The following is a 14,957-nucleotide window of genomic DNA, read 5'->3' as shown; positions in this document are numbered from 1 at the left end:
ATCAGTGAGCCTCCGGAAGTTGCGGATCGAGCGTGGAACCGACGACCTCGGCCGGAGCCGTCTGGTTGCGGTCGCGAATGGTGAGACAAGTGTGGAGCAGGCCCTCATCAACGAGAGCTGCGTAGCGATCGGCGATGGCACGGTTCACACGTTGGCAATCGGCGATGGCCCGTTCCCGAGCACCCGGGACACGGCCGGAATAGTCGAAACGCACCACAACTGGAATGGGCAGATCACGGGACACATTCAGACCCTTGAAAATTTTCACGCCCACATCGAGATCAGGGGCGCCCTCCTCGACGGTGTCGAGGTGGGCGAAATAGGTGAGGTTGCGCAGATGCACCTCTTTGAAGCCGATGCCAACGCCAATGAAACGCTCTGCATGGCCGGCATCGGGGTAGGTGCCCCCGTGCAGATCCTGCACGTAATCGATCTGGGAGAAGTTATTGGCGAGCAACCGGGTCAGGAACGACACCATCCCGGCATCCATGGGGCCAGGAGCCGAGCTCTCAACGGCTTCAGCAATCTGTGCCATGGCTTGATCGGCACTCATCGATGCCGTGGCGGCATGCAGTTCCCTGGCACAGAGCCAACGGTCGAGCACCATTTCGCTGTCACGGCTTGGGGGGTGCACCCGGATCGCATCGGTATCTGTATCGAGACCGATCAGGAGAAGATCAACGGAGGCACCGCAGCAGAAGCTGTTTTCCACCGACTCACGGAAGTCGAGCAAGCGTTGGTGGCCCGCCGCTGCCGCCAACTCGTCGTTGCTGCCATGGGCAGCGCAGCCCTGATGGGAGGGATCGAGGGAACTGAAGTGGTACGTAACCACCTTCAGGTAACGGGTCGGTTCGGTGGAGGGATTGGGTGAACTTTCGCGGTAGCGTCGATGCTCGGTTTTGACCCAGCGGTTCACCGTGTTCTCCACGTCGAACATGGCGCCAGCGTGAGAGCGGCGACGCACAGCGCTGAAGGGAATGCGCAGGGCATAGGCAACGGTGTGGGCTAGGCGACCATCGGCACAGGGCGTCAGGTCGAGCAGATGAACACCGCAGTCGAGCAAGAACTGTTCGAACTCCCGGGAGGCAGCACTGCCCGTTCCGGCATCCAGGGGGTCATCCTGGAAGAACCGGTCACTGAATAGACGGTGGCTTTCGAACACGCACCAGGCGAACAGAGCGCGCATGTCGAGGGGGCGAACCCAGGCCCGCTGCATGATGTGATCCGGCAGATCAAAGCCGAGTTCGGCCCGGCACAAACGCTGGGCCTGGGGAATGAAATCGGTTTCGTGCTGAAGCGCTGATACCTGCTGGAGCAAAGGAACAATCCGATCAAAGCGGCCCTTGATCTCCTGCTCGTAGGCCTGAAGACCTGCATTCGCCGCTGCATCCGTCAACGGATGGCGCCGATGGGTGATCGGCAGAGAGCTGCGGCTCAAATTGAAAGGAACCGCCCTGGTGGCTGCCTTCTCACGGCGGACCCAACCTGGCTGAGAGGGAGCGGGGCGCTGAACGTCCTTGCGGGAGCGAATCCGACCACCACCAACCGAGCCGCCACCGAGTTGAGCGGCCTTGCCCGCGGTGGTGAGGGCACGGCGGCGATCCAGAGCGGCCTTGCGGGTGGAGGACTCGACTTCAGACGTGGTCTGAAGGGAATCAGAGCTTGGAGCCAGCTGTTGAAGCTGGCGACGGGTGGGTGCCGAGGGGGCCTGAGGTCGCCCGCCACGGAGAGGCTTGGAGCGAACCATCAATGAATCAGCCCCGTGCGCCGCCGGAGACGGTGATCAGGGAACCCTTCTCGGTGTTGCCGCTGGAACCGGTCACGCGGCTCACAGGCCATTCGGTCTCTTCGTTGCGCTTGCGCTCGAAGGGAGACATTGCACTCATCGGGCCGGGCCGGCTGGGGTTACGACGGCGGGCCGAAGCACCCTCAGTACCGGTCACGTGCTCACCACGATCCCAGTCGTCACCAGTGATCTTGGTGGAAGAGCCCTCGCCGGTCACCCGGGATGCAGGCTTCTCGGAAGGCTCGCTGACCACAGCCACGGTGGGCTGGAACTGGCGCTGCTGACGGTTCTGGAACTCGCGGTTGTCGAAGCGGAACTGCTCCGTACCGGTCACCTTGCCGCCAGCCATGTCAAAAGGGCCGGTGATGCGATTCCCCTGCTCATAGGACGTGCCTGTCACACCGGAATTGGCCTCACGTTGCTGCTGGGCAGCACGGGCGGGAGACACCACGCTGAAACGGGTCCAGGCAGCACCCTCAGGGGCTTGGCCATGGGTGTCGGTGCCAGCGGGAGCATCAGCACCACAGGCAGCGGCCAGCTGATCAGCACCCACGTAGGGCGTGCCGGTGACTGCTTCACAAGCGCCACGCTTGTCGCCGGTCATCACACCACCCACACCGGGTTGGATGCCGGTCATGGCAGCGGAAGGGGTGCCGACACGCACTGGTGTGCGCTCACGGATGGCCTGAACTGCAGAGGTTCCGCAGTGTTGGCCGGCCTGCTCAAGGCCTGCATACGGGGTGCCGGTGACGGCCTGGCAGCTGCCGGGCTCGTCGCCCGTCACGTTCTCCGAACGACCCGTGCGGGTGCCGCTCACCACCTGGTTGCGGTTGGTGACGCTGAAACCAACTTTGGCGGCTTCGGGTTCGGGCTTGGAGCCACAGAAGGCATTCACCTGCTCGGCACTGATGTATTGGTCACCAGTAACGCGGTGGCAGGAGCCAAACTCATCTCCAGTGACCTGAGCCGAACGGCCCACCATGGTGCCAGTCACGCCAGTGCCGGAGAGGGTTCCGGAAAGGCCCACCTTGGCTGCAGGACGACCTTCGGGCAGGGGATCTGAGCCGAGGTACTGATCGCCGGTGAGGCTGCGGTTGGCACCGACTTCATCCCCAGTGACGCTGGCGGAGCGGCCCACCATCACGCCACTCACAGGACGCCCCCGTTCGGTGAGGCTGTGGCCCACCTTGCGCGGGGGGGTCACGCCACCACCGCAATAGGCAGCGGACTGGTTGGCGGAGATGTACTCGGTGCCGGTCACGCTCTTGCAAGTGCCGGGCTCATCGCCGGTGACCTTTTCGGAACGGCCGACTTCATTGCCGGTGACGCGGTTGCCGTGGCTGGTGGCGGTGACGCGCACCTTGGCCGGAGTGGTGGCAGCGGGAGCGGTCTGGCAGAAGGTCTGGAAGACTTCGGCGCCCAGGTACTCGGTACCGGTGATCGAACGGCAGGTGCTGGCTTCGTTGCCGGTGGTTTTCACCGAGCGGTTTGCCTGGGTGCCGGTCACGGTCTGGCCGCTTGTGGTGGTGCTTTCACCCACCTTCCAGTGGGCATCAGCGGCAGCGGCTTGCTTGGCGCCATGGCGGTTGGGACCGGTGGGGCGAGTCACACCAGCGCTTTGCTTGTTGCGGGCGCCGGCCTTGGTGCGTAGCTCACGCACCTGTTGGGCCAACTCACGGCTGGTGAGGTCAGGGTTGGCCTGACGGGCAACGGCTGCTGCGCTGGTGGGTTGCTTGCCAGCAGTTTTGCCGTGCTTAGCCATGGCTTCACGACGGGCCAGCACCAGCGCGCGGCTGGAGTTCTCAATGGCACGACGTTTGGGAGTGGCCGAACGGCGTTCGGTGCGACCAGAAAGCTTGGGGGCCGGAGCACTCAGGGAAGCCTTTTCATAGGCACGCTTGCCACCGCAGCCACAGCTCTTGGTGGTTTCAGCGGGTGCAGCTGCAGGAGCAGCGGCCTTGGTTTGACGGGCAACATCAGCGCGGTTGCGATCGCGGCTGGTGTCTGCGGTCTTACCGCGGCGGGACAGGGCATCACGACGGGCGAGCACCAATTCGCGGCTGGGATCGCGATGCGGCTTGACCTGGGAGCTGCGGTTTGCAGGAGCAGCTGTGAAAGATGTGGTCCGCTGCGGAGCTACAGCAGCGGGGGTAGCAGGTGCAGAGGCAGGCTCAGCAGCTGCGGCTGCGTTGGTGCGGGTGGGACGGGCATCAACAACGGTGCGAACACGGTTGGCGCCATCACCAGCCGCTACCGAGGACTTCTTACCAGAAGTGGTCAGCGCCTTGCGGCGTTCAAGTGCGAGTTCGCGACTGGAGAGTCTTGCCATGTCCGCCCGAGGATGTCGTCGTGAGGTGGAAGGGCACTTGCCCCTCCGGAAAAAGCTGGAGCCCTGATCAGGTCAGGGCTCGGAACCAAGGGTTAGAAGGATCAGCGTCCTTCGAAAACCACGAAGCAGGCACCCTGGCTCTGGGTGTAGGCGTCGTAACCGACGATGCGCACGTGATGGTCGGGGTATGCGCGGTGGCAAGCCTCGAGCTCACTGACAACGACGTTCAGATCCTTCTCACCGAAGAAGGGGAGCTTCCAATACGACCAGTAGGTGGCCATGCAGTTGCTGGGGTGGACGTGCTCAACGAGCGGGCTCCAACCCTGGGCAATGATGTAGGCGATCTGGTCGTAGATCTCGTCCTGGGTCATCGGCGGGAGGAAGCCGAAGGTCTCCAGGGTGGCGACTGTTTGATAGTCACCCACGGTGCTCTGGAAAGGCATGGGGATCCTGGGTGTAAGAAAAAGGGGTGGCCGGTTGCATCAACCGGCCGTTGAGACGATCAGTTCTGGACGTCGAGCTTGTCGACGGTGTCGAACTCGAACTTGATCTCCTTCCAGGTCTCGAGGGCGATGGCCAGCTCAGGGCTGTGCTTCGCGGCTTCCGTGAGGATGTCGCGGCTCTCTTTCTCGAGATGACGGCCGGCGTTGCGTGCCTTGACGCAGGCCTCGAGGGCCACACGGTTGGCAGCAGCACCTGCAGCGGAGCCCCAGGGGTGACCGTGGGTACCACCACCGAACTGAAGAACGGAGTCGTCGCCGAAGATGGTGACCAGGGCGGGCATGTGCCACACGTGGATACCGCCGGAAGCAACGGCGAACACGCCAGGCATGGAACCCCAGTCCTGATCAAAGAAGTTGCCGCGGCTGCGGTCTTCGGGCACGAAGGATTCGCGCAGCTGGTCGATGTAGCCGAGGGTGGTCTGACGATCACCTTCCAGCTTGCCGACCACGGTGCCGGTGTGGAGCTGGTCACCACCGGACAGACGCAGACACTTGGCGAGAACGCGGAAGTGGATGCCGTGCTTGGGGTGACGGTCGATCACTGCGTGCATGGCGCGGTGGATGTGCAGCAACATGCCGTTCTTGCGGCACCACTTCGACAGACCGGTGTTGGCCGTGAAGCCACCGGTGATGAAGTCGTGCATGATGATCGGCATGCCGAGTTCCTTGGCGAACTCAGCGCGCTCGTACATCTCCTCGGGAGTGTTGGCAGTCACGTTGAGGTAGTGACCCTTGCGCTCGCCGGTCTCCTGCTCGGACAGCTTGATGGCTTCCGCAACGAATTCGAAGCGGTTCTGCCAACGCTGGAAGGGCTGGGAGTTGATGTTCTCGTCGTCCTTGGTGAAGTCCAGACCGCCACGCAGGCATTCATAGACAACACGGCCGTAGTTCTTACCGCTCAGGCCGAGCTTCGGCTTGATGGTGCAACCAAGCAAAGGACGGCCATACTTGTTCATCCGGTCGCGCTCGACCTGGATGCCGTTCGGCGGGCCGTAGCAGCTCTTGATGAACGCCATCGGGAAGCGGATGTCTTCCAGACGGAGGTGGCGCAGAGCCTTGAAACCGAACACATTGCCGACCAGGGAGGTCAGAACGTTGGTAATGGAACCCTCTTCGAACAGGTCGAGGGGGTAGGCGATGAAGGCATAGAAAGACTCCTTGTCACCAGGGACGTCTTCGATGCGGTAGCAACGGCCTTTGTAGAAGTCGAGATCGGTAAGGAGCTCGGACCACACAGTGGACCAGGTGCCGGTGGAGGATTCAGCAGCCACAGCAGCGGCAACTTCTTCCTTGGGCACACCTTCTTGGCCGGTGCACTTGAAGCAGGCCAGCAGGTCGGTGTCGAGGGGGACGTAATCAGGAGTCCAGTAGGTATCCCTGTACTCCTTGACCCCAGCGTCGTACTTCTTGCTCATGGGAAAACTCCGTTAGGTCGGTGAAGAGGTTGAGACGTGCGCGTGCCTCGTCAGAGGCTCAGCGGAAAATCTCAGTCCTTCTGACCAAGGAAGTTGCCGTTGCCCAGAGCAGGCTCCACTTCGCGGTGGGGGCGGGCAATGATGTGAGCAGCGACCAGGCCGTCACCGACGCGCTCGCAAGCGTCAGCGCCAGCGCGCACAGCAGCGTTGACAGCGCCAGTTTCGCCGCGAACCAGAACGGTGACGTAGCCGCCGCCGACGAACTCACGACCGATCAGGCGCACTTCAGCAGCCTTGGTCATGGCATCAGCTGCCTCGATGGCGGGGACCAGACCGCGGGTCTCGATCATGCCGAGGGCGATGCCCATGGTTTCGTTAGCCATTGCCTACCGGGAGAAAGGGTGGAATGTTCGCTGGGGACATTGCTTCGCCAGAACCCTTCCCGTCAAGCGATTTGGACGACTTTCTCGATCACTGTCCATAGTGAACTAAATAAGCCCGGCTTATCACCCTGTGCCTCACTGTTCCGGTCTGCTGTGGTGGTTCGTGTGATCACATCCCCACAAGTCGTTGTCGACGGTGGTGAGGCTCCATAGGTTCATGTTGCGTCACCTTCCCAAAGCCTTGCTACGGGGTGGAATGTTCAACCCAAACGGGTGTCGCTGGGTCGAATTCAGAGATTGTTAGCCCCTAGCCCCAACCAGCCCGCACAATGAAGGCCGTTTGTTGGCCCTCCTTGGCACTTCAGCTCACCATCGCCACGGGCAACCCAATCAAGGTTGCCGAAATCGAGGCCATGCTGGGACCACTTCCTCTGAACGTGCAGCGTCAACCTGCCGATCTGGACGTTGAAGAGACGGGAAGCACATATCGTGAAAACGCAGAGCTGAAGGCCAATGCAGCAGCTCTGAGTACTGGCTGCTGGGCCTTGGCTGACGATTCAGGTCTTGAGGTAGATGCTCTTCAAGGCGCACCGGGTCTGTATTCCGCCCGCTACGCCGAGGGCAACGACGCCAAGGTTCAGCGTATTCTTAGCGAGCTGGTGGGCTCGCCTTATCGCAGTGCCTGTTTCCGCAGCACGATGGTGTTGTGTGATCCTTCCGGCAGCTGTCGTGCCGCGGCGGAGGGAATTTGCTGGGGCGAACTCCTGAGTGCCCCGGCCTACGCCGGCGGCGGATTCGAATCCCTGCTTTGGGTGCGGGAAGCCCGTTGCACCTACGGCGAACTGAATGCGGCTCAGCTCAGCCGCCTGGGCAGCCGCGGCAAGGCGGCGCGTGCTCTGGCACCACAGTTGCGTGATCTGCTGAACCTGCGCTGATCCGAGCTGGCTTGAGCGCTCAGCGCAGCCTTGCGTTGCTGTTGACGTGGTCGATGGCACGCATCGCCGCCGCGGCCGCTTCCTCCACATCACCTTCCCGTCCCGCCAGGGTGAGACGTCCGAAAGCACCCACCGCTTTCACGTCCACCAAGGTGATGTTGGAGGCTTTTTCTGCTTCGTTGGCAGCGATCAACACGTATCCGGCAGGCTCCGTCTCCAGGATGAACATGCTCATCCCGGCTTCGATCATTGAGCCGCGTCGGTTCTGCCGGTTGATCAGCACAGCATGGTCGGGCGTGATCGCCCGGATCACTTCCGTCCAGCTCACATCGGCTGGAGAACGCTGATCGATGGTGCTCCCAATCGCTTCCAGCACCACATCTCCGGAATGGAGCACCGTGCTTTGGTCGCGGTGATAGAGGGCCATCGAACCGAACGCCCGCTCCACCACCATCTGGCCGAGACGGACGTTGCTGGCCTTCAGTGCGATGTCCGTCACCCGGTGCACCGCCATGCCCGGTGACACCTCCATCCAGAGGCAAGCATCTCCGGGGATGGGCAGAAATCCCTGGCTCACCGAACCCATATAAGCCGCAAGTTGCGGCTGCAGCGAGTCGATGAACACGTGGGTTCGCAGTTCGATCGACTGCACATGGCTGTTTTGCCGCAACAGCCGGGGCGACTCAGAATCCGTTGTCACAACACAGCTCGCCCCCCCCTGCTGGGGGGTCACCTCAGTGCCGGTGACGAGAGCACTACCGCCGCGTCGCCGCTCCCGAGCATCGAAGCTGGCAAAACGGGTCATGGCGGGGAGTGTACCGGATGAATTCAGCTGAAACGGCCCAATAAAGAGTTAGAGCCTGCGGTCTTGCGCCTTAAAAAACAGCCGATAACTTCCGGAGAACCCCTCTAGAGATCTTGCAATGACAGAGCAATCTTCTTTGAAGCCAGTGGATCTCAACGCTGATCAAGCCCTTGGGATGGTGAGCTTCGGCCTGATGCAACGGCTTGCGCAGGATGGCCAGGTGGATCTGCCCTGGCTGGAGGCATCAGGAAATGCAGACAGTGAGCGTCTGCGTCAGCTGCGTCAACGGCTGGAACTTACCTCGTTGGCCATCGAAACCGGTGCTCCCCTCACCACAGCGGAGGTGAGCGTGCTGCTGGGGGCCCGCCCCGGAACGGAACGGGTGGAGCGCGGTGGTCTCGTCGCCCGCCGGGTCAGCCGTAACGTATGGCGCCTTAGCAAAGCAGAGGAGAGCGATCGTTCCGATCGTTACGACGGATTCCGCCGCCGCCTTTGAGCTCAAGCCAGGGCCTGCCTGGCCGGAGCGATCCCAAAGAGTTTGAGAGACCTTTCCACTCCTCAGCGGATTTATTCGCAGCTTGGAGAGGTTGATCATCAAGGGAGCGGCCGATGGCCGGGCCAACGCTGCTGAAGGAGTCGGGGCCGCGCGAGGTGTTCTGCGGCCTTACCTCGATTGTGTGGCTGCATCGGCGCATGCCCGATGCCTTTTTTCTTGTGGTGGGATCACGCACCTGCGCCCATCTAATCCAGAGCGCCGCAGGGGTGATGATTTTTGCCGAACCCCGTTTCGGCACAGCCATTCTCAGCGAGCGGGATCTGGCTGGCCTCGCAGATGCCCACGACGAACTCGACCGAGTCTGCAAGGAACTGCTGCAACGCCGCCCCGAGATCCGCACGCTGTTTCTGGTGGGGTCCTGCCCCAGCGAAGTGATCAAGCTGGATTTGGCCCGGGCCGCCGAACGGCTCAACGAAGAGCTGTCCGGCCAGGTGCGGGTGGTGAACTACTCCGGCAGCGGCATTGAAACCACGTTCACCCAGGGAGAAGACGGGGCACTAGCGGCCCTCGTGCCCCTACTCCCCGCCAGCGATGAACGGCAGTTGCTGCTGGTGGGAACCCTTGCTGATGCCGTGGAAGACCGGCAGATGCACCTGTTCCAACGGATGGGCATCGAGACGATTCGCAGCCTGCCGCCCCGGCAATCGACCGACCTGCCCGCCGTGGGAGCAGGAACCACGGTGCTGCTGACCCAGCCCTTTCTCACGGAAACCGCGCGCCTGCTCGGCGACCGCGGCGCCAGGGTGCTCACGGCCCCCTTCCCTCTGGGGGCTGAGGGGAGTCGCCGCTGGATGGAGGCTGCTGCTGATGCCTTCCATCTGCCTGATGAGCGGGTCGCTGCTGTGCTCGATCCGTTAGTGGAGCGGGCCCAGAGCGCCCTGGCCCGCCATCGCGCCGTGCTGGAGGGCAAGCGGATCTTCCTGCTTCCCGAATCCCAGCTGGAACTTCCCCTCGCCCGGTTTCTGCACCGGGAATGCGGCATGCAACTGGTGGAGGTGGGAACGCCTTATCTGAACCGCGAACAGATGGCTGCCGAGCTGGATTTGCTCCCCGATGACGTCCCGGTGATGGAGGGGCAACACGTGGAGCAGCAACTGGACCGGGTTCGCGCTAGCCAGCCCGACCTGGTGGTGTGTGGGATGGGCCTGGCCAATCCGCTGGAGGCCGAAGGCATCGCCACCAAATGGTCGATCGAACTGGTGTTCAGCCCGATCCACGGCATCGACCAGGCCGGCGACCTGGCGGAACTGTTTTCGCGGCCGTTGCGTCGCCGGCAACTGATTCGACCCGGCCTGCACCCAAGCAGCCTCGACCCAACCGTGCACGCCTGATCCCATGCAACTCACGCTCTGGACCTATGAAGGGCCACCCCATGTGGGGGCCATGCGCATTGCCGCCTCCATGCGCGGCGTTCATTACGTGCTCCATGCCCCCCAGGGGGACACCTATGCCGATCTGCTGTTCACAATGATTGAGCGGCGCGGACAGCGTCCGCCCGTCACCTACACCACCTTTCAGGCCAGGGATCTCGGCGGGGACACCGCCGAACTGGTGAAACGGCATGTGCGTGAAGCGGTGGATCGCTTTCAGCCCGATGCCCTGCTGGTGGGGGAAAGCTGCACCGCGGAGTTGATTCAGGATCAGCCCGGTGCCCTGGCCCAGGGCATGGGGCTCACCATGCCGGTGGTGAGTCTGGAGCTGCCGGCCTACAGCAAAAAGGAGAACTGGGGGGCCGCAGAAACCTTCTACCAAATGGTGCGCAACCTGCTGAAGGAGCAAACGCCAGCCAATAACCAGCACGACCCCATGACATGGCAACACCAGGGGCGACGGCCCCGGGTGAACCTGTTGGGGCCATCCCTGCTGGGCTTCCGCTGCCGGGACGACGTGCTGGAGGTGCAGAAACTACTCACCCTGCACGGCATCGATGTGGGCGTGGTGGCACCCCTGGGGGCAGGTGTGGAGGATCTGAAGCGGATCCCCGATGCCGATCTCAACGTCTGCCTTTATCCGGAGGTGGCGGAATCCAGCTGCAGCTGGCTGGAGCGCAATTTCGGCATGCCCTTCAGCCGAACAGTGCCGATTGGAGTGGGCGCCACCCACGATTTCCTCGTGGAAGTGCACGACATGCTGGGGATGGAGCCCCCCGCCCCCGACGAGGGCTACCGGCGCTCACGCCTGCCCTGGTATTCAGAATCCGTGGACTCCACCTACCTCACGGGCAAGCGGGTGTTCATCTTTGGCGACGGCAGTCACGCCCTCGCCGCTGCCCGCATCTGCAGCGAGGAGCTGGGTTTCACGGTGGTGGGGCTGGGCACGTACAGCCGGGAGATGGCCCGGCCCGTTCGGGCTGCCGCCAAAGCCCTGGGCCTGGAGGCCCTGATCAGTGACGACTACCTGGCGGTGGAAGCGGCCATGGCCAAAGCGGCACCGGAACTTGTGCTGGGAACCCAGATGGAGCGCCACAGCGCCAAGCGGCTGGGAATTCCCTGCGCGGTGATCAGCACACCCATGCATGTGCAGGACGTGCCGGCCCGAATGAGCCCCCAGATGGGCTGGGAAGGGGCAAACGTGATCTTCGACGACTGGGTGCACCCGCTGATGATGGGCCTGGAGGAACACCTGATCGGCATGTTCCGCCACGACTTCGAATTCGTGGATGGCCACCAGAGCCACCTGGGCCATACCGGTGGTGCCGGCGCCGCCGACCACTCCGCGTTAACCGATATCCCCGCGGACGGCGACGACGCGCTGCACTGGACCGCAGATGGTGAAGCCGAACTCAAAAAAATCCCCTTCTTTGTACGGGGAAAGGTGCGACGCAACACTGAGGCCTATGCCCGCGATGTGGGCTGCCGCGTGATCAACAGCGAAACGCTCTATGACGCCAAAGCCCACTTCAAGGCATGAAGGAACCTCGAGAAAACAGAAGCAATATTCCGCGAAACTTAGTATTACTGAGCACACTACAATAAAAGCCCACAATCTACTTTTCAACACCCTCAATCTAGCCATAAATCTTGATCAAAATTAGATGTGTCATTCAGTACAATCCCTTTTCAAGTGTAACCAAATAGTCAGCCTTTGATGCTGCAAATAGGTGCTATAGCTAAACCTTGAAAAGTTGTATTCGTATCACTTTGGCGATCTCACGACGTGAACTGATTGCCGGAGCGGGACTCGCTGGGCTTGGCGCCATCACCTTGGGGAGCAAGGCGTCGACAGCGGAATCAACAACACCTTCTGATGTTGACGTGGTGGTCGTTGGAGCGGGTTTGTCAGGTCTGACAGCCGCTCGTCAACTTCGCAAAAATGGATTGAGTGTTCATCTTCTCGAAGCCAGAGCCCGAACGGGTGGGCGAATGATTCGCCAGACAACATGCACAGGCGCCGTGATTGACCTAGGCGGGCAATGGGGCGGGGAAACCCACCATCGCTTCGAGAAGCTTGTGGATGAATTGGGTCTTGAACGCTTCCCCAGTTACTACGACGGCCAGGGAGTGTTGGTTTGGGACGGGCAAAGAGTGGTGGCCGACATGGCAACAAAGCCCTCCAACAGCGTGCTGCTCTTTGAAGCAGATCAGATCCAACAACCTGCAGAACAGGTGGCCAACGCAAAAAAAGCACTGAAGACCTTTCGGGCCATCGCTGCCTCAGTCGATCCAGCCCGACCCTGGACAACACCCAACGCAGCTGAACTGGATCACACTACCATTCGATCATGGTGTGAGAAGAACAGTGATTCAAGGCTGAGTGATTTCGAACTCGAATGGCTTTCGGTTGTTGGAGGTTCCGGCGGCTTTGATCCCTGGGATGCCTCCATTCTTCATCTAGCGTGGACGCAATCCGTTGCACCCCAGGATGAGGCTCCAGAGTCCTGGTTGCTCAAAGGTGCAGCTGGCCAGGTTGCAGAACGACTCACCGCTGAACTCAAACAATTCATCAGCCTGAATGCTCCGGTGCACTCAGTTGAGCAGAACGACAATGGCGTGATCATCAGTTTCGGCCAAGGCAAAACAATCAATGCCAAAACTGCCATCGTGGCCATCCCACCCCCACTACGCCAGCGCATCACCTTCACACCTGATCTACCGGCTGAAACACGTTCATTTCTGCAACGCAGCCCCATGGGATCCATGATCAAGGTGTTTGCGATTTACAAGAACGCTTTTTGGAGACAAAAAAATCTCAATGGCTTCGGCGTTGGTAATCTGAAAACCCTCGAGCTCACGGCAGACAGCTCTCTACCCAGCGGATCTCCTGGGATTCTCGCAAGTTTTGTTACCGCAAGTGCCGCTGTTCGCTTCCAACAACAAAACAGCCAAGAACAGCGCAAAGCCATCCTGGATGATCTGATGGCGTATTGGGGCCCTGAGGCAGGTGCACCCGAAGAACTAATCATTCAGAACTGGAACCAAGAAGCTTGGTCTACTGGAGCCTTCACCAGTTTTGTCACGCCTGGTGGCTGGACAACTTACGGCCAGGGCTGGCAACAATCTCATGGACGCGTTCATTGGGCAGGCACCGAGGCGTCCAGCCGCTGGCCCGGGTACTTCGAAGGCGCCATTGAGGCCGGCATTCAAGCATCGAACAAAGCGATATCACAAACATGACCCTGCATAACAGGAATCAAGCTGAAGATGTTGCGCAAGTTTGAATCATTCTTCCCTTAAAAAAAGCCAGAAAAAGCAATGACAAAGATTTTCATGATCAATGCTCACGAAACAGAATTCGGCACTTATTCCCTGGGCAAATTAAACCAATCTCTCTTTGAAATCGCAGCAAGCCAATTCCTGAGCAAAGGATTCAAAGTCAAACAAACCTGGACCGCTCAACCCTGGGATATTGAAACGGAAGTCAACAATCATCTCTGGTGTGACTATCTGTTGTGCAATCAGCGGTGAATTTGATGAGCTTTCCATGGAGCTTCAAAAAATACATCGACCAGATCTATACAAATCCAGGCCATGGAAAGCTCTGGCTTGGAACCGGGCGATCACGCCAGGCACCGGAAAAGAATTACGGCACCAAAGATGGCCTAATAGACAAAAAATACATGTTCTCTTTGACCTTTGACGCTCCCGAAGGGGCCTTCGATGATCCAAATGAATATTTAATGCAGGGCAAAAGTGTTGACGATTTGTTTTTCCCAATGCACGTGAACTACAGATATCTTGCCATGAAACAGCTACCTACATTCTCAATGCATGATGTCATTGTAAATCCAAATATTGATGCTGACTTTGCAAGGTTCGCAGACCACATCAACAAGTACATCATTCGACGCCAATGAGCCTGAGCAACACCGACACTTCAGATCATGTCAGAGCAGCATTCAGGCGCTGCACCGCAGCAAGTCCTGCCTCGATCGCACCCTCGAAGTAACCAGGCGAACGGGTTGATTGTTCTGTACCGGCCCAAAACACCTTGCCGTGATCGTCCTGCCAGCTTGGTCCGAATGCAGTCCACGATCCGGTGCTGCGCGTGAGACCGTAGCCACCTTGAAGCCAGGGATCGTCGGTCCACGGAACAATCACCAATTCGATGGGCTTACTGGCCTGGGGCCCCCAAAAGGTGACGAGGTCTTTCAAGACAAGTGCCCTTTGCTCTTGTTCACTTAGTTGGCTGAAACTGCCGATTTTGTTGCCCGAAACAAAACTGGCCATAATACCAGGTTTGCCCCGAGGCGGACAGGCATCTGCAGTCTGTTCAAGAACATCCAAATTTCCTGAGCCAGCCGCGCAGAAACCTTGATCTCGCCAAAAGGCTGTGGGATAAACAGCCAGCACCTTCCACTTCGACGGCATGGGGGTGCGCTGCGTCAATTGCACAAAACGGGAAGGAAGTGGTGGGTTGAATTGAATATTCAGCCGCAACGGAGGTGGTATCGCAACGACAGCACCGAGAGCCTTGATCTTCTTACAGTCTCCGTAAGTGACTGTTACACCACTCGAATCTTGATCAATTTTTGACACGGGAGAATCCAGCAAAACCCGAATCCCCAGTTCATTGGCGATGACTTTTGCAACTTCGCCAGCACCTTTGTAGAGCAACCAATCTTCAGGGGTTTCACTCGGTGGGGCTACCGCCATGGTCCAAGCCAAATGAAGCATCGAGGATTCATAGGGTTCAAAAACTTGAGCGCCACCCCCTCGACAGATCCAGCCAAACATCCATTGAGCCAAAGGCGAGGCATTGCGTTCTGCTAGCCACTGAGAAACAGGAGTTGCATCCAAGACCTCAGC

The 14,957-nt window shown here is 60.0% G+C and carries 13 protein-coding genes; 6 read left to right on the top strand and 7 right to left on the bottom strand.

The annotated features are described in order from the left end of the window. Nucleotide 1: 1 nt before the first annotated feature. The 5 genes from SYNCC9605_RS03845 to SYNCC9605_RS03825 all read right to left on the bottom strand — a co-directional run bounded on the left by SYNCC9605_RS03845 (nucleotide 2) and on the right by SYNCC9605_RS03825 (nucleotide 6,416). Nucleotides 2–1,747, bottom strand: a complete 1,746-nt coding sequence (locus tag SYNCC9605_RS03845) for a carboxysome shell carbonic anhydrase (protein ID WP_011363750.1) — start codon at nucleotides 1,745–1,747, stop codon at nucleotides 2–4. Nucleotides 1,748–1,754: 7 nt separating this feature from the next. Further along, nucleotides 1,755–4,115, bottom strand: a complete 2,361-nt coding sequence (locus tag SYNCC9605_RS03840) for a carboxysome assembly protein CsoS2 (protein ID WP_011363749.1) — start codon at nucleotides 4,113–4,115, stop codon at nucleotides 1,755–1,757. A 101-nt stretch (nucleotides 4,116–4,216) separates the two neighbouring features. Beyond that, complete coding sequence (locus SYNCC9605_RS03835) at nucleotides 4,217–4,558, bottom strand: ribulose bisphosphate carboxylase small subunit (RefSeq protein ID WP_011363748.1); 342 nt, start codon at nucleotides 4,556–4,558, stop codon at nucleotides 4,217–4,219. A 59-nt stretch (nucleotides 4,559–4,617) separates the two neighbouring features. Continuing rightward, complete coding sequence (locus SYNCC9605_RS03830; protein WP_011363747.1) at nucleotides 4,618–6,033, bottom strand: form I ribulose bisphosphate carboxylase large subunit; 1,416 nt, start codon at nucleotides 6,031–6,033, stop codon at nucleotides 4,618–4,620. A 71-nt stretch (nucleotides 6,034–6,104) separates the two neighbouring features. Then, complete coding sequence (locus SYNCC9605_RS03825; RefSeq protein WP_006169870.1) at nucleotides 6,105–6,416, bottom strand: BMC domain-containing protein; 312 nt, start codon at nucleotides 6,414–6,416, stop codon at nucleotides 6,105–6,107. A 329-nt stretch (nucleotides 6,417–6,745) separates the two neighbouring features. Here SYNCC9605_RS03825 and SYNCC9605_RS03820 point away from each other — a divergent pair, with 329 nt between their 5' ends. After that, nucleotides 6,746–7,351 (top strand): non-canonical purine NTP pyrophosphatase, encoded by a 606-nt coding sequence (locus SYNCC9605_RS03820; protein WP_011363746.1) that lies wholly within the window; start codon nucleotides 6,746–6,748, stop codon nucleotides 7,349–7,351. A 19-nt stretch (nucleotides 7,352–7,370) separates the two neighbouring features. Here SYNCC9605_RS03820 and SYNCC9605_RS03815 read toward each other — a convergent pair whose 3' ends face one another. Beyond that, complete coding sequence (locus tag SYNCC9605_RS03815; protein ID WP_011363745.1) at nucleotides 7,371–8,156, bottom strand: BMC domain-containing protein; 786 nt, start codon at nucleotides 8,154–8,156, stop codon at nucleotides 7,371–7,373. Nucleotides 8,157–8,274: 118 nt separating this feature from the next. Between SYNCC9605_RS03815 and SYNCC9605_RS03810 the strand changes: the two genes are divergently transcribed. From SYNCC9605_RS03810 to SYNCC9605_RS03790, 5 genes are all read left to right on the top strand, one after another. Then, the gene (locus SYNCC9605_RS03810) at nucleotides 8,275–8,652 is read left to right on the top strand and encodes a hypothetical protein (protein ID WP_011363744.1); all 378 of its coding nucleotides are present in this window, start codon (nucleotides 8,275–8,277) and stop codon (nucleotides 8,650–8,652) included. Between the two features lie 113 nt (nucleotides 8,653–8,765). Continuing rightward, nucleotides 8,766–10,043 (top strand): ferredoxin:protochlorophyllide reductase (ATP-dependent) subunit N, encoded by a 1,278-nt coding sequence (locus SYNCC9605_RS03805; protein ID WP_011363743.1) that lies wholly within the window; start codon nucleotides 8,766–8,768, stop codon nucleotides 10,041–10,043. Nucleotides 10,044–10,047: 4 nt separating this feature from the next. Continuing rightward, complete coding sequence (locus SYNCC9605_RS03800) at nucleotides 10,048–11,622, top strand: ferredoxin:protochlorophyllide reductase (ATP-dependent) subunit B (protein ID WP_011363742.1); 1,575 nt, start codon at nucleotides 10,048–10,050, stop codon at nucleotides 11,620–11,622. A gap of 344 nt (nucleotides 11,623–11,966) precedes the next feature. After that, nucleotides 11,967–13,325: a flavin monoamine oxidase family protein gene (locus SYNCC9605_RS03795; RefSeq protein WP_257930003.1), complete on the top strand. Its 1,359-nt coding sequence runs from the start codon at nucleotides 11,967–11,969 to the stop codon at nucleotides 13,323–13,325. A gap of 275 nt (nucleotides 13,326–13,600) precedes the next feature. After that, the gene (locus SYNCC9605_RS03790) at nucleotides 13,601–14,005 is read left to right on the top strand and encodes an NAD(P)H-dependent oxidoreductase (protein WP_257929918.1); all 405 of its coding nucleotides are present in this window, start codon (nucleotides 13,601–13,603) and stop codon (nucleotides 14,003–14,005) included. A 25-nt stretch (nucleotides 14,006–14,030) separates the two neighbouring features. Here the strand turns inward: SYNCC9605_RS03790 and SYNCC9605_RS03785 are convergent, their stop codons facing one another. Next, entirely contained in the window at nucleotides 14,031–14,948 is a 918-nt protein-coding gene (locus SYNCC9605_RS03785) for a flavin monoamine oxidase family protein (protein ID WP_156782972.1), read from the bottom strand. Nucleotides 14,949–14,957: the final 9 nt, after the last annotated feature.

It is taken from the genome of Synechococcus sp. CC9605 (assembly GCF_000012625.1).
Classification (GTDB): domain Bacteria; phylum Cyanobacteriota; class Cyanobacteriia; order PCC-6307; family Cyanobiaceae; genus Parasynechococcus.
The sequence above is the reverse complement of the archived record's forward strand: the minus strand, read 5'-3'. Positions and strand labels throughout refer to the sequence as shown.

Excerpts from the sequence above, each read along its gene's own strand:
- SYNCC9605_RS03845 (WP_011363750.1), bottom strand. The coding sequence starts at position 1,747 with ATGGTTCGCTCCAAGCCTCTCCGTGGCGGGCGACCTCAGGCCCCCTCG.
- SYNCC9605_RS03840 (WP_011363749.1), bottom strand. The coding sequence starts at position 4,115 with ATGGCAAGACTCTCCAGTCGCGAACTCGCACTTGAACGCCGCAAGGCG.
- SYNCC9605_RS03835 (WP_011363748.1), bottom strand. The coding sequence starts at position 4,558 with ATGCCTTTCCAGAGCACCGTGGGTGACTATCAAACAGTCGCCACCCTG.
- SYNCC9605_RS03830 (WP_011363747.1), bottom strand. The coding sequence starts at position 6,033 with ATGAGCAAGAAGTACGACGCTGGGGTCAAGGAGTACAGGGATACCTAC.
- SYNCC9605_RS03825 (WP_006169870.1), bottom strand. The coding sequence starts at position 6,416 with ATGGCTAACGAAACCATGGGCATCGCCCTCGGCATGATCGAGACCCGC.
- SYNCC9605_RS03820 (WP_011363746.1), top strand. The coding sequence starts at position 6,746 with ATGAAGGCCGTTTGTTGGCCCTCCTTGGCACTTCAGCTCACCATCGCC.
- SYNCC9605_RS03815 (WP_011363745.1), bottom strand. The coding sequence starts at position 8,156 with ATGACCCGTTTTGCCAGCTTCGATGCTCGGGAGCGGCGACGCGGCGGT.
- SYNCC9605_RS03810 (WP_011363744.1), top strand. The coding sequence starts at position 8,275 with ATGACAGAGCAATCTTCTTTGAAGCCAGTGGATCTCAACGCTGATCAA.
- SYNCC9605_RS03805 (WP_011363743.1), top strand. The coding sequence starts at position 8,766 with ATGGCCGGGCCAACGCTGCTGAAGGAGTCGGGGCCGCGCGAGGTGTTC.
- SYNCC9605_RS03800 (WP_011363742.1), top strand. The coding sequence starts at position 10,048 with ATGCAACTCACGCTCTGGACCTATGAAGGGCCACCCCATGTGGGGGCC.